Here is a 12,632-nt window from a genome sequence, read left to right as displayed (position 1 = left end):
CCAGTCCCTCTCCCAGCCCCGCGCGGTCCGGCGGCAGCCGGCCCGGCACAACGGCGAATATTGCGCGCAACTGGCGCGTGCCTTCATCCAGGCTGACCTGCAAGCCTGCGGCTACGCCGGCTACTGTGTCTTGTCCCCGGTTTTCCATTCAGTTCTTCCCTTGATGGATCGTGTCCGGGCGGCGCGGCCCCGTCTTCCGCGCCGCCCGCGGTCCCGGCCCGGGCATCGCCGCGCCCCTGCGCCGCATATCCGGCGCTGGTTATAGGGCGAGGCGGCATGCTGCCGATGGCTGGCGCTGCGTATCTGGCGGCACGCCTGGGTTGGCTCGGCCACCGGATGCTCGGGCCTGCTGGGCAGGCCCCTGGGCCGGGTGTCATTTACGCGCCGAAGGGTCTATGTCCTTTCTGGCGCACACAACACCAACGGCCGTTTCGCGGAAAACTTGAGCCGGGTGGCTTGGCCGGCGGACGCTCCACCGCCAGTGGCGGAAAATGTACACTTCCGTCCATCGACGGAATGCCACACCGTAGCAAAGAGGATCACTGATGATCGTGCGAGAACGCCCCTCGGGACTGAAGCTGTTCCTGGTCCTGCGAGGCTCGATCCTGTCCCGCATCTGGCGCGTGCTGCTGGTGAACTTGGTGGTGGCGGTAGGCGTCACGCTCAGCCACGGTGCGTTTTTCCAGCACAAGATCACGCTCACGGCCATTCCCTTCACGCTGATCGGCTTGCCGCTGGCCATCTTCCTGGGCTTTCGCAATACCGCCGCCTACGACCGTTTCTGGGAAGGCCGCAAGCTGTGGGGAGACCTGGTGGTACGCAGCCAGAACCTGGCTCGGCAATGCCTCGGCCTGATTGCCGAGGCGCCGGGTGGCACCGCCGCTGCCCAGGCCGGGCTGGACGATGTGCGGGTTCGCATGATCTCGCGCGCCATGGCTTATGCCTACGCGCTGCGCAACCGCCTGCGCGGCAGCAGCGCGGATGCCGGGCTGGAGCGATCCTGGCTGCGGCCCGCGGAGCTTGCTGCACTGCAGCGCAGCACCAACGCGCCGGCCGCGCTGATGATGGGCATGGGCGAGGATCTGGGCCTTTGCGTGCGGCAAGGCCGTGTCGATCCTTGCCTTGCCGCCAGCATCGACGACACCTTGTCGCACATGGTGGCCACGGCGGTGGCTTGCGATCGCATCCGCAACACGCCCATCCCCTTCTCATACACGCTGCTGCTGCACCGCACCGCGTACCTGTATTGCTTCCTGCTGCCGTTCGGGCTGGTCGATACCATCGGCTTTGTCACGCCCATCGTGGTGGCGATCGTGGCATATACCTTCTTCGGCCTCGATGCGCTGGGCGATGAACTGGAAGAGCCGTTCGGCACCAGCCCCAACGACCTGCCGCTCGACGCGCTGTGCCGCACCATCGAGATCGGCATGAAGGAAGCACTGGGCGAAACCGAGTTGCCGCCGCCGCTCGCCCCGGTGGATTACTGCCTGCACTGACGCGCCGTTGCCGGCCGGACCGGCATGCGCCGCTTTCATCACTCTCCCGGCCTGGCGCGACTTTCGGTAAACTCTCGCTGTACCGGCGCAGCGTCGTCCGGCTTTGGCGCACGCCTCACCGCTTTTCCCAGGTTCGAAACATCCCAGATGGCCCAGAAGTCCCCGGCGTCCAAGACGCCCGCCGCACCGGCGTCCAGCCCCCACGAAATCCGTCCCGGCCAGTCCATCGAGCTGCTCAAGGCGCTGCATATCCTCACGCGCGACGGCAAGATGAACCAGGACAGCCGCCGCAAGCTCAAGCAGGTCTATCACCTGTTCCAGTTCATCGAGCCGCTGCTGCAGGATCTCAAGCAGGATCACCCCGACGTGACGCTGGTCGACCACGGCGCCGGCAAATCCTACCTGGGCTTTATCCTGTACGACCTGTTCTTCAAGGAGCAGCTCGACCAGTCGCACATCTACGGCATCGAGACGCGCGAGGAACTGGTGCGCAGCTCGCAGGAGCTTGCCAGCCGGCTGGACTTCAAGGGCATGTCGTTCCTGAACCTGTCGGTGGCCGATTCGATCACCTCGCCGCAACTGCCGCCCACCATCGACATCGTCACCGCCCTGCACGCCTGCAATACGGCCACGGACGATGCGATCCGCTTCGCGCTGGAGAAGCGCGCCAAATACATCGTGGTGGTGCCTTGCTGCCAGGCAGAAGTGGCCGGCGTGCTGCGCAGGAACAAGGCAAAGCTGCTGGCCGGCAATCCGCTCACCGAGATCTGGCGCCATCCGCTGCATACGCGCGAGTTCGGCAGCCAGGTCACCAATGTGCTGCGGTGCCTGCAACTGGAGGCGCACGGCTACCAGGTCAGCGTGACCGAGCTGGTGGGCTGGGAGCACTCCATGAAGAACGAGCTGATCATCGCGCAGTACAAGGACCTGCCGCGCCGGCGCCCGGCCGAGCGGCTGCATGAAGTGCTGCGCACGCTGGGACTGGAGGAGATGGAAGAACGCTTTTATACGCAAGAGCCGGCCACTGCCGGCTGATGCTGCCTTGCGTCATGGCCCCGGCGCTGCCGGGGCTGATCAACGCGCCGCCGCGACGGCGCGTTTTTTATTTCCCGCCGTCTTCGGCCATCAGCTTGCGCCAGCCCTCGTGGCCGAGCCGGCGCATGGTCTGCTCGTTGCGCTCGTAGATTTCCGCCGCATCGGGAAACGCCTCCACGGCCCGCGCGATGCTGTCCTCGCGCAGCAGGTGCAGGATGGGGTAAGGCGCGCGGTTGGTGTAGTTCTCGATGTCGTCCGGCTCGCTGCCGCCGAACACGTAGTCCGGATGAAAGCTGGCGATCTGCAGGATGCCCGCCAGCCGCAGGCTCTTGAGCAGGCGCTCGGCGAAGTAGAGGAAATCGTTGTACTCGAGGAAATCGGCCAGCGCATGGGGCACGATCAGCAAGGTGGTGTCGATCTCGGCGGGATCGGCATCGGCGAGCGTGCGCATCTCGGTTTCGAGATCGGCCAGCACGCCCTCGGTATCGGTGGCCTCGCACACCGCATAGCGGATCTGCCGCTTCACGTGCACGGCCTTGGCGAAGGGACACAGGTTGAGGCCGATCACGGCGCGCTCCAGCCATTGCTGGGTGGCGTGCACGACGGACTGGCCGGATGGCGAAGCGAAAGACATGGCGATGACGGACGGCGCTAAACCGTTATTTTAGCGCCCGCTGCCCGCGCCGCCGCTACGAGGCGGTGCCGCCTGGCGGCGCGGCGCGTAGATCTGGCGCGCCAGCGTCTCGGCCTGCCGCATGGCCGCATCGCGCTCGGCTGCGCTGAGCTTGCCGCAGACGTACTCCAGGTTGGCGCTATCCAGGTCGGTGACATGGCGATCGCCCGACAGCAGGATGACCTTGCGCCACATGCAGGCCTTGACGCGGTCGCGCTCCAGACCGAGGCAACCCGACTGCAGGCAGTAGGACAGGTTGCGCTGTGCCAGGAAGTCGCCCTTCATCGCCTTGTCCTGCAGGCCTTGCGCTGTTTCCTGGGCCTGTGCCACCCCGGCCAGCAGACTCAGCAAGACCAGCACGACAGCCCGCGCGGCGGGAAGAGGGAACGACAGGCGAGACGGCAAGAGCATGGGGGAACGCAGGAAACCAGTAGCACGCGGGAAAGCGCGATCTTAGCAGCTGCCCCTCGCGGGCGTTCCGGCACGGACAAGCTGCCGCGCCCTGCCCTATATAATCCGATCCGCCGCACCATACCTTGCGCCGCATTCCGCGACCGACCGCTTTCCCCCGGATTCAAACCATGTCTGCACCCACCGCCTCCCTCCCAGCCGCCAGCGTCGCCGTGATCGGCGGCGGCCCCGCGGGCCTGATGGCGGCCGAGGCACTGGCTGGGCGCGGGTTTCGCGTGGACGTGTACGACGCCATGCCATCGGTCGGCCGCAAGTTCCTGATGGCCGGGCGCGGCGGCATGAACCTGACGCATTCCGAAGCCGCGCAGCCTTTCCTGGCGCGCTACGGCAGCCGCAGCGCGCAGATCGCGCCGCTGCTGGCGGGCTTCGACCCGCGAGCGCTGCGCGACTGGGTGCACGGCCTGGGCATCGATACCTTCGTCGGCAGCTCGGGTCGTGTCTTTCCGACCGACATGAAGGCCGCGCCGATGCTGCGCGCATGGCTGCACCGCCTGCGTGAAGCCGGCGTGCAATTCCATATGCGGCATCGCTGGCTGGGCTGGGCGGACGCCGGTGGCGACGCCCCCGGCAAGCTGTGCTTCGCCACGCCGGAAGGCGAGCGCGTGGTGCAGGCCAGCGCGGTGGTGCTGGCACTGGGCGGCGGCAGTTGGGCGCGCCTGGGATCGGACGGCGCCTGGGTGCCGCTGCTGGCCGCGCGCGGCGTCGGGGTAGCGCCACTGCGCCCGGCCAACTGCGGTTTCGACGTAGCGTGGAGCGAGCACTTCCACACGCGTTTTGCCGGGCAGCCGGTGAAAGCGGTGGCAATCGGCCTGCGCGACCGGGATGGCGTCGAACACTATCGCCAGGGCGAATTCGTCATCACCGCGGGCGGCATCGAGGGCAGCCTGGTGTATGCGCTAAGCGCGCCGATGCGCGACCTGCTCGAAGCCACGGGGGAAGCCGTGATCCACCTCGACCTGGCGCCGGGCCTGAGTGCCGAACGCGTAGCCGACGCGGTACAGCGCCCGCGCGGCGCGCGCTCGCTGTCGAGCCATCTGCAAAGCAAGCTGGGCATCACCGGCGTAAAGGCGGGACTGCTGCGCGAATGCCTGTCGAAGGAAGCGTTTGCCAATCCCGCCCGGCTGGCGGTGGCGCTCAAGGCGCTACCCTTGCGCCTGCTGCGCGCGCGCCCGATCGACGAAGTGATCAGCAGCGCGGGCGGCGTCGAGTTCGAGGCGCTGGACGCCGGTCTGATGCTGCGCGCCATGCCGGGCGTGTTCTGCGCCGGCGAGATGCTGGACTGGGAAGCGCCCACCGGCGGCTACCTGCTGACCGCCTGCTTTGCCAGCGGGCTCGCCGCCGGCCTGGGCGCGGCGGCCTATCTGGAAGCCGCCGCCGCGGATTAAAGCCGCGCGGCAGGCGCTCAGGCCGCCTTGCCGTTGACGATGCTCAGTGCGACCGCCTCGGCCACCTCGATGCCATCGATGGCCGCCGAGTAGATGCCGCCCGCATAGCCTGCGCCTTCGCCGGCCGGATACAGGCCTTCCACATTCATGCTCTGGTAGTCATCCTTGCGGCGGATGCGCAGCGGCGAAGACGTGCGCGTTTCCACACCGGTCAGCACGGCATCGTGCATGGCAAAACCAGCGATCTTCTTGTCGAGTTCGGGTAGTGCTTCGCGGATGGCCTCGATCACGTAGTCGGGCAGCGCGGTCGAGAGATCGGTCGGCGTAACGCCCGGCTTGTACGAAGGCTCGACCGAGCCCATCGCGGTGGAAGGCCGGCGCGCGATGAAGTCGCCAACCAGTTGCGCCGGCGCGTTGTAGTTGCGCCCGCCGAGTTCGAACGCGCGCTCTTCCCAGTGGCGCTGGAAGGCAATGCCGGCCATCGGGCCGCCAGGGAAATCTTCCGGCGTGATGCCGACCACGATGCCGGCATTGGCATTGCGCTCGGCGCGGACGTACTGGCTCATGCCGTTGGTGACCACGCGCCCCGGCTCCGACGCCGCGGCCACCACCGTGCCGCCGGGGCACATGCAGAAGCTGTAGACCGCGCGGCCGTTGCTGGCGTGGTGCACGACCTTGTAGTCGGCGGCGCCCAGCAGCTTGTTGCCGGCGAACTTGCCGAAGCGGCTGCTGTTGATCATGCCCTGCGGATGCTCGATGCGGAAGCCCAGCGAGAACGGCTTGGCCTCCATGAACACGCCGCGTTCAGACAGCATCTCGAAGGTGTCGCGCGCGCTGTGGCCCACCGCCAGGATGACGTGGTCGGCCTCCAGGTACTCGCCATTGGACAACTTGAGGCCGCGCACCTTGCCGCGCTCGATGTCGATATCCTCGACCCGGGTCTCGAAACGGATCTCGCCGCCGAGCGAGAAAATCTCGGCGCGCATCTTCTCCACCATGCTGACCAGGCGGAAGGTACCGATGTGCGGACGCGCGAGATAGAGGATGTCTTCCGGCGCGCCGGCCTTGACGAACTCGTCGAGCACCTTGCGGCCGTAGTGCTTCGGATCCTTGATCTGGCTGTACAGCTTGCCGTCGGAGAAGGTGCCGGCGCCGCCCTCGCCGAACTGCACGTTCGACTCGGGATTGAGCACGCTCTTGCGCCACAGGCCGAAGGTGTCCTTGGTGCGCTCGCGCACTTCCTTGCCGCGCTCCAGGATGATGGGCTTGAAGCCCATCTGCGCCAGGATCAGGCCAGCCAGCAATCCGCACGGCCCCATGCCGATCACCACCGGGCGCAAGGCCGTGCCCGGCGCCGGTGCCTGCGCGACGAAGCGGTAGGCCATGTCCGGCGTCACGCTCCAGTTCGGCTTGCCGGCCATGCGCTGGATCGCCGCCGCTTCGTCCGTGACTTCGATATCGATGATGTAGGTGAGCTTGATATCGGAGCGCTTGCGGGCATCGTGCGCGCGTCGGAACACGGTGAATCCGGTCAGGCCGTCGGCCTTGACGCCAATTTCGGCGAGGCGCGCGAGGACGGCGGCCTTCAGATCGCTCTCGGCATGATCGAGCGGGAGTTTGACTTCACTTAGACGTAGCATGGGAACCTGGAATTCTGCGGCCGGTGGGTCGGCCCTGGAAGGGGCGCTGACTGCACTCTGGTTGAGCGTCGGGCTGGCCGGACCGCAATTTTATCGTTTTTAGGGCCAGGGTCCGCATTCTCCGCCACGAGGCCGCGAAATTGTGAGATCTTCCGCAGCCCGGCAAGGTGGAAACGTGTCCCGGCACGCGATACCCGCAGCCCAACCAGACAATCCCAGGAAGGAAGAAAGATGATCGACGCACTAGTCAGCGGCCGGCTCCACGGCCACGCCAGCGAGCGTACCGGCCAGGCTGGCAGCCAGTATGTCACCGCCAAGGTCAAGGCCGCGGTCAACGACGGCGATACCGTCATCGTCAACGTGATTGCCTTTGCCGACAAAGTGCGCGCCGCGCTGCTGGCGCTGGAGGATGGCGAGTCGGTGGCGCTGTCGGGCAGCCTGACGCCCAAGGTCTGGACCGACAAGAACGGCGACACCCGGCCCGCGCTGGACCTGGTGGCGCATGCCATGCTGAGCGCCCACGACCGCCAGGACTGAGCGGCGCGCCCGCCCTTCAGTCCTGCACCGGCTGTGCCGCCTGCACCAGGGCAGCAAAGCGGGCCAGGTCCACATTGCCGCCGGACAGCAGCACGCCCACGCGCTTGCCGCTCACGGCAACCCGCTTGGCGAACACGGCCGCGGCCGCCAGGCAGCCGGTCGGCTCGACGATCATCTTCATGCGGCTGGCGAAGAAAGCCATGGCCTCGACCAGTTCCGCGTCGCTGACCGTCACCACATCGTCCACCAGGCTGCGCAGCACCGGGAAGGTGAGCTGGCCGAGATGCTGCGTCTGGGCACCATCGGCAAGCGTGGCGGGGGTATCGATGTGGACGATCTTGCCGGTGCGCAAGCTGCGCTGGCCGTCGTCGCCAGCCTCGGGCTCCACGCCGATCACCAGGCAGTCCGGGTTGAGCGCGCGCGCAGCCACGGCGCAGCCCGACAACAGGCCGCCGCCGCCCAGCGGGGTCAGCAGCACATCCAGCGGCCCGGCCTGCTCGAACAGTTCCTTGGCGGCCGTGCCCTGCCCGGCCATCACATGCGGATGATCGTAAGGCGGGATCAGCGTCAGGCCTTGCTCCTGCGCCAGACGGCGCCCGATGGCTTCGCGATCCTCGGTATAGCGGTCGTACAGCACCACTTCGCCGCCATAGCCGCGGGTGGCGGCGATCTTGATCGCGGGCGCATCGCGCGGCATCACGATCACCGCGCGCACGCCGAACAGGCGCGCCGACAGGGCGATCGCCTGCGCGTGGTTGCCCGAGGAAAACGCGATCACCCCGCCCGCCCGCTGCTCGGGCGTGAACTGCGCGATGGCGTTATAGGCGCCGCGAAACTTGAACGCGCCCATGCGCTGGAAATTCTCGCACTTGAAAAACAGTTGCGCGCCGCTTGCCGCATCGGCGGTAGTGGAAGTCATCACCGGCGTACGGTGCGCCACGCCCTCCAGCCGGCGGTGGGCCTGGACCACGTCGTCGTAGGAAATTGCCAGTTCGGTCATCGTGTTGCTCTCCATGTATGCATTGCCTGCACTGCCGCGCCACCAATGGCGCTCCCGGCGTTACCTCGCCAGCCAGCGGGCCCACCAGGCCCGCGCCGGCGGCGGCTGAAGCCGCAGCGTGGCCGCTCGCCGCGCCAGCACTTCCACCCAGCCCGCCGGCAGTTCCGCCGCGCTGCCGGCCGGCAGGCGCCTCGGCTGGCGCCACACCGTGCCGGCCAGCCAGCGCGGCGCCTCGAGCATGTCCACTTCGCCCTCCAGCACGTAAAGCGTGGTGCCGGCCTGGGCATGGAACCGTAGCACACGGCTGGTTTCGAGGTCGAGCGTCTGCGCTTGCGGCACGCTCGCCGCCGGCGTGGCGTGGGCAACCTGCACCGGCTCGACGGCGACGATGATTGGTTCTGAACGATAGCTTTGCATGATGCCTGTTCCCTGGCTTTGACAGGGTTCCAGACTACCGGGCAGGATCGGACCAAAACAGGCACACGCCAGCGGCTTGTGAACCATAACAGAGGCGCCTCAACCCATCTGTTACGATACAGAAGCCCTACATCTGTATCTGTTGTGCCGGCTCCCCCCGCGCCACCATACCGCATGGAATCCGCCCCGCTCTATCGCCAGCTCGCCCAGCACTACCTGCACGCCATCGAAACCGGAGCATTGAAGCCGGGAGATCGCATTCCCTCCGTGCGCACCCTGATGGAGCTGCATGGCGTGAGTTTGTCCACCGCGCTGCAAGCCTGCCGGCAGATGGAGAGCGATGGCCTGCTCGAAGCCAGGCCGCGCTCGGGCTATTTCGTGCGGCATACCCGGCACAAGCCGCTGGCGCCGATCGAGGAACCCGCCGCCACGCTGCCGGACCCCGCGCAGTACGTCGGCATCCATGAGCGCATTTCCGCCATCACCGCACGCGGACGCCAGCTTCCGGTCGACGTGAACTTCGCCGGCGCCTGCGGCGCGCCGGCACTCTACCCGGCGGAGGCCCTGCGCAATGCAGCGGCGCGCGCGCTGCGGCGCCACCCGCATCTGTTCGGCAGCGCCGCCGACGCCGAAGGGCACCCGGCTTTTCGCGCCGCGCTGGCGCGGCACGCACTGCTTTCGCGCATCACCGTGGCGCCCGAAGACATCATGGTCACCCATGGCTGCACGGAAGCCCTCAACCTTGCCCTGCGCGCGGTAGCGCGCCCTGGCGACGTGATTGCCGTGGAGTCGCCCACCTACTACGGCCTGCTGCAGATACTGGAAAGCCTGGGCATGCGGGCGCTGGAGATTCCCAGCAGCCCGCAGACCGGCATCTCGCTCGAAGCGCTGGAACTGGCGGCACAAACCTACGACAACATCCGCGCCGTGGTGGTGGTGCCGAACCTGCAGAATCCGCTGGGCAGCATCATGCCGGACGCCAACAAGGCGCAACTGGTGGCATGGTGCGAGCAGCGCGCCATCGCGCTGATCGAGGACGACTGCTTCTCCGCGCTGGCGGACAGCGACGCGCCACTAGCCGCGCTCAAGGCCTGGGACCGCGGCGGCGGCGTGATCCATTGCGCCTCGTTGCACAAGATCCTGGCCCCTGGCATGCGGCTGGGCTGGATTGCCGCGGGCAAATGGCAGGCGCGCGTGGAGATGCTCAAGTACAGCCAGTCGCGGCCCAACGAACTGCTGGCGCAGATCGCGGCCGCCGAGTACATGGGATCAGGCGCCTTCGAGCGTCACCTGCGGCGCCTGCGCGAGCAACTGCGAAGCCAGCGCGGGCAGGTGGCGCAAGCGATTGCCGCCGAGTTCCCCGCGGGCACGCGCGCCTCCAACCCGAACGGCGGCCTGCACCTGTGGGTGGAGTTGCCGGGATCGGTATCGTCCGAGACGGTGTTCGACCAGGCCATGGAGGCCGGCATCCGCGTGGTCCCCGGCGTGATGTTCTCCAACTCCAACCGCTTCGACCATTTCCTGCGGCTCAATTGCGGCACGCCGTACTCGCCTGCCATCGAGCGCGCGCTGCGCACGCTTGCTGGCGTGGTAGCGCGCGTGGCCGACAAGCCAGGGCCACAGGGCGGCGCGGGAGCCAGGCGCGGCGGCTGAGGGCCGCTAGCCACGGCCGGCGCCGGGCAAAGCGGCCTGGAGCGCAGCATCCGTCGCCCGGCGCCTCCATTCACGCCTCCCATCGCGCCGTTCATCGCAGCCCCCTAGGCACCCTCGGGGGGCTGCCGGCATCCTTGCGGACATTGCCGAAACCGGCAGTCCACGCTCACAAGGAGAACTGCATGCCTCACCCCTCCCTCCCCCTTGCCGTCGAGACCGTGGGTTCCGCCTTGCGCCTTTGCACGGCTCGCCGCGCCGACCAGGCGCATCGCCCGGCCCCGCGCGCGGACATCCGCGAGACCAAGGCTGGCCATGACGCCAAGGACGGCACCGGACACACGAAGCATGATCAAGGACAAAGCGGACATACCTTGCTTGCCGATACCATCGGCCATGTTCCTGTCCAGACAGTCACCGACATGACTTACGCCCAAACCGCAGCCGGCGGCAAGCTCAACGAGCTGCGCACGCTGGCCGCCCACCTGACCGCCGGCTCGCTGCTGCAGGCGGCCACGCTGCAACTGATTGCCGAGCAAGAAAAATCGCCGCACGGGCACGCGCCCGCGCGTATTGCCGAGCTTTCTCGCCCTGCCTGAGCGGCGGGCCAGCGCCTGCGGCAACCCGCCAGGCGTGTTTTTACACCACACACCACCCATTTCTTCCTCTGCTGCCATATGCTATCGCCCGTAGCGAGCATGGCGGCAGCCTTCCCGGCAGAATCCGGATGACCCGATCAGCCGTGCCGCCTGCGCTCCGGCCCGGCTGGCGCGCTTATCGGGAAAGGGAGAATAGAGATTGGTAGCCACGACTGCGACGTCGCGTATCGACGCCGAATACAAAACCATGTTCCAGCTCGCGCCGGTCTCGCTGTGGCTTGAAGACTTCAGCGCGGTGCGCGAGTACTTCCAGATCCTGCGCGCGCAGGGCGTCAGCGACCTGCGCAGCTACCTGCGCACCCATCCGCAGGAAGTCGCCCGTTGTTCGGCACGGATCCGGGTGCTGGATGTGAATCAGCGCACACTCGACCTCTTTCGCGCCTCGGACCTTTCCGATCTCGTCAGCAATCTGGATACCGTCTTTCGCGACGATATGTTCGACCAGCACGTCGAGGAGCTCGCCCAGCTCTGGGACGGCGGGTTGCGTTTTTCCAGCCAAACCGTCAACTACACGCTGGAAGGCAAGCGGCTGGACATCCGGCTGGAGGCAACGGTCATGCCCGGCCACGAGGCGACCTGGGAACGCGTGCTGCTGTCGATCGAGGACATCACCGCGCGCGTCGCCACCGAGCACGAGCTGCGCCGCAGCGAGCAATACGCGATGGGCTTGTTCGAGCATTCGCCGGTCTCGCTATGGGTCGAGGATTTCAGCGCGGTCAAGCTGCTGCTGGACGAAGTGCGCGGCGCGGGCATCACGGATTTCCGCACTTTCCTCAACGTGCACCCGGATTTTATTTCGCGCTGCATGCAGGAGATCCGCGTACTCGACGTCAACCAGCAAACCCTGCTGATGTTCAGCGCGTCGTCCAAGCGGGAACTGCTGTCGCGCCTGGGCGATGTGTTCCGCGACAATATGCGCATCCAGTTCGCCGAGCAACTGATCGACCTCTGGAACGAAAAACTCTGGCAGCAGCGCGAGGTGATCAACTACGCGCTGGATGGCCGGCCGGTGGATGTGTTCATGCAGTGGTCGGTCTTTCCCGGCCACGAGGCGGACTGGGACCAGGTGCTGGTCTCCCTGACCGATATCACCGCGCGCAAGAAGGCTGAGGCCTATGTCGAGTTCCTGGGCAAGCACGACGTGCTGACCAAGCTCTACAACCGCGCGTACTACGAGGACGAACTCGCGCGGCTGGGCCGTAAGGGCCCGTGGCCGGTCAGCGTGATCGCGGTGGACCTCAACGGGCTGAAGCAGGTCAACGACCAGCTCGGCCACGGCGACGGAGATGCCTTGCTGCGCCGTACCGGCGAGGCGCTGAAGAAGGCCGTTGGCGAGCAGGCTTGCGTGGCCCGGGTGGGAGGCGATGAATTCATGATATTGCTGCCGGCGCGCGACGAACGCGGCGCGGTCACGGTGGTCGAGCAGATCCATCAGGTGGTCGAGCTCAACAACCAGTTCTATCCGGGCACCGCGCTAAGCCTGTCGATCGGCACGGCAAGCTGCAGTGCCGGCGATCGCCTGAGCGACACCGTCAAGCTGGCCGACTCGCGCATGTACCAGGCCAAGCGCGCCCATTACGAAGCGCTCGACGACGAGCGCGAACGCCGCCGCCGATAGCGCACCGCAAACAGAAAGGGCCGGCATCAGCCGGCCCTTTCTGTTTTTGCG

At 67.0% G+C, this 12,632-nt stretch carries 12 protein-coding genes; 7 read left to right on the top strand and 5 right to left on the bottom strand.

Going from position 1 to position 12,632, the window contains the following annotated elements; genetic code table 11:
* Positions 1-545: 545 nt before the first annotated feature.
* Both CF70_RS01645 and CF70_RS01640 read left to right on the top strand, forming a co-directional pair.
* On the top strand, positions 546-1,496 hold the full coding sequence (locus CF70_RS01645; protein WP_035859477.1) for a bestrophin family protein: 951 nt from the start codon (positions 546-548) through the stop codon (positions 1,494-1,496).
* 147 nt (positions 1,497-1,643) lie between these two features.
* On the top strand, positions 1,644-2,531 hold the full coding sequence (locus tag CF70_RS01640; RefSeq protein WP_051647962.1) for a class I SAM-dependent methyltransferase: 888 nt from the start codon (positions 1,644-1,646) through the stop codon (positions 2,529-2,531).
* A gap of 67 nt (positions 2,532-2,598) precedes the next feature.
* On the opposite strand, the gene CF70_RS01635 is transcribed toward CF70_RS01640, so the two are convergent.
* Together CF70_RS01635 and CF70_RS01630 are read right to left on the bottom strand one after the other, a co-directional pair.
* The gene (locus CF70_RS01635; protein WP_035859476.1) at positions 2,599-3,165 is read right to left on the bottom strand and encodes a DUF1415 domain-containing protein; all 567 of its coding nucleotides are present in this window, start codon (positions 3,163-3,165) and stop codon (positions 2,599-2,601) included.
* Positions 3,166-3,195: 30 nt separating this feature from the next.
* Positions 3,196-3,615, bottom strand: a complete 420-nt coding sequence (locus tag CF70_RS01630) for a hypothetical protein (protein ID WP_051647961.1) — start codon at positions 3,613-3,615, stop codon at positions 3,196-3,198.
* Positions 3,616-3,785: 170 nt separating this feature from the next.
* Here CF70_RS01630 and CF70_RS01625 point away from each other — a divergent pair, with 170 nt between their 5' ends.
* Positions 3,786-5,060, top strand: a complete 1,275-nt coding sequence (locus CF70_RS01625) for a TIGR03862 family flavoprotein (protein WP_035859475.1) — start codon at positions 3,786-3,788, stop codon at positions 5,058-5,060.
* Positions 5,061-5,077: 17 nt separating this feature from the next.
* Here CF70_RS01625 and CF70_RS01620 read toward each other — a convergent pair whose 3' ends face one another.
* Complete coding sequence (locus CF70_RS01620; RefSeq protein ID WP_035859474.1) at positions 5,078-6,700, bottom strand: NAD(P)/FAD-dependent oxidoreductase; 1,623 nt, start codon at positions 6,698-6,700, stop codon at positions 5,078-5,080.
* 231 nt (positions 6,701-6,931) lie between these two features.
* On the opposite strand from CF70_RS01620, the gene CF70_RS01615 reads away from it, so the two are divergent.
* Complete coding sequence (locus CF70_RS01615) at positions 6,932-7,237, top strand: single-stranded DNA-binding protein (RefSeq protein WP_035859473.1); 306 nt, start codon at positions 6,932-6,934, stop codon at positions 7,235-7,237.
* A 16-nt stretch (positions 7,238-7,253) separates the two neighbouring features.
* On the opposite strand, the gene CF70_RS01610 is transcribed toward CF70_RS01615, so the two are convergent.
* Together CF70_RS01610 and CF70_RS01605 are read right to left on the bottom strand one after the other, a co-directional pair.
* Positions 7,254-8,237 (bottom strand): threo-3-hydroxy-L-aspartate ammonia-lyase, encoded by a 984-nt coding sequence (locus tag CF70_RS01610; RefSeq protein ID WP_035859530.1) that lies wholly within the window; start codon positions 8,235-8,237, stop codon positions 7,254-7,256.
* Positions 8,238-8,297: 60 nt separating this feature from the next.
* Positions 8,298-8,654, bottom strand: coding sequence for a hypothetical protein (locus tag CF70_RS01605; protein ID WP_035859472.1), 357 nt, complete (start codon positions 8,652-8,654; stop codon positions 8,298-8,300).
* A gap of 174 nt (positions 8,655-8,828) precedes the next feature.
* Here CF70_RS01605 and CF70_RS01600 point away from each other — a divergent pair, with 174 nt between their 5' ends.
* The 3 genes from CF70_RS01600 to CF70_RS01590 all read left to right on the top strand — a co-directional run bounded on the left by CF70_RS01600 (position 8,829) and on the right by CF70_RS01590 (position 12,581).
* A complete protein-coding gene (locus CF70_RS01600; protein ID WP_051647960.1) occupies positions 8,829-10,307 on the top strand; it encodes a PLP-dependent aminotransferase family protein in 1,479 nt (492 codons plus the stop codon).
* Between the two features lie 182 nt (positions 10,308-10,489).
* Positions 10,490-10,903, top strand: coding sequence for a hypothetical protein (locus tag CF70_RS01595; RefSeq protein WP_035859471.1), 414 nt, complete (start codon positions 10,490-10,492; stop codon positions 10,901-10,903).
* A 247-nt stretch (positions 10,904-11,150) separates the two neighbouring features.
* Positions 11,151-12,581 (top strand): sensor domain-containing diguanylate cyclase, encoded by a 1,431-nt coding sequence (locus CF70_RS01590; protein WP_051647970.1) that lies wholly within the window; start codon positions 11,151-11,153, stop codon positions 12,579-12,581.
* The last annotated feature ends 51 nt before the right edge of the window (positions 12,582-12,632 follow it).

It is taken from the genome of Cupriavidus sp. SK-3, assembly GCF_000611145.1.
Lineage (GTDB): Bacteria > Pseudomonadota > Gammaproteobacteria > Burkholderiales > Burkholderiaceae > Cupriavidus.
The sequence above is the reverse complement of the archived record's forward strand: the minus strand, read 5'-3'. Positions and strand labels throughout refer to the sequence as shown.

What these genes read in the sequence shown, in the direction of transcription:
- CF70_RS01620 (WP_035859474.1), bottom strand. Translation starts at nt 6,700, where the DNA reads ATGCTACGTCTAAGTGAAGTCAAACTCCCGCTCGATCATGCCGAGAGC.
- CF70_RS01595 (WP_035859471.1), top strand. Translation starts at nt 10,490, where the DNA reads ATGCCTCACCCCTCCCTCCCCCTTGCCGTCGAGACCGTGGGTTCCGCC.
- CF70_RS01610 (WP_035859530.1), bottom strand. Translation starts at nt 8,237, where the DNA reads ATGACCGAACTGGCAATTTCCTACGACGACGTGGTCCAGGCCCACCGC.
- CF70_RS01605 (WP_035859472.1), bottom strand. Translation starts at nt 8,654, where the DNA reads ATGCAAAGCTATCGTTCAGAACCAATCATCGTCGCCGTCGAGCCGGTG.
- CF70_RS01625 (WP_035859475.1), top strand. Translation starts at nt 3,786, where the DNA reads ATGTCTGCACCCACCGCCTCCCTCCCAGCCGCCAGCGTCGCCGTGATC.
- CF70_RS01600 (WP_051647960.1), top strand. Translation starts at nt 8,829, where the DNA reads ATGGAATCCGCCCCGCTCTATCGCCAGCTCGCCCAGCACTACCTGCAC.
- CF70_RS01630 (WP_051647961.1), bottom strand. Translation starts at nt 3,615, where the DNA reads ATGCTCTTGCCGTCTCGCCTGTCGTTCCCTCTTCCCGCCGCGCGGGCT.
- CF70_RS01635 (WP_035859476.1), bottom strand. Translation starts at nt 3,165, where the DNA reads ATGTCTTTCGCTTCGCCATCCGGCCAGTCCGTCGTGCACGCCACCCAG.
- CF70_RS01615 (WP_035859473.1), top strand. Translation starts at nt 6,932, where the DNA reads ATGATCGACGCACTAGTCAGCGGCCGGCTCCACGGCCACGCCAGCGAG.
- CF70_RS01645 (WP_035859477.1), top strand. Translation starts at nt 546, where the DNA reads ATGATCGTGCGAGAACGCCCCTCGGGACTGAAGCTGTTCCTGGTCCTG.
- CF70_RS01590 (WP_051647970.1), top strand. Translation starts at nt 11,151, where the DNA reads ATGTTCCAGCTCGCGCCGGTCTCGCTGTGGCTTGAAGACTTCAGCGCG.
- CF70_RS01640 (WP_051647962.1), top strand. Translation starts at nt 1,644, where the DNA reads ATGGCCCAGAAGTCCCCGGCGTCCAAGACGCCCGCCGCACCGGCGTCC.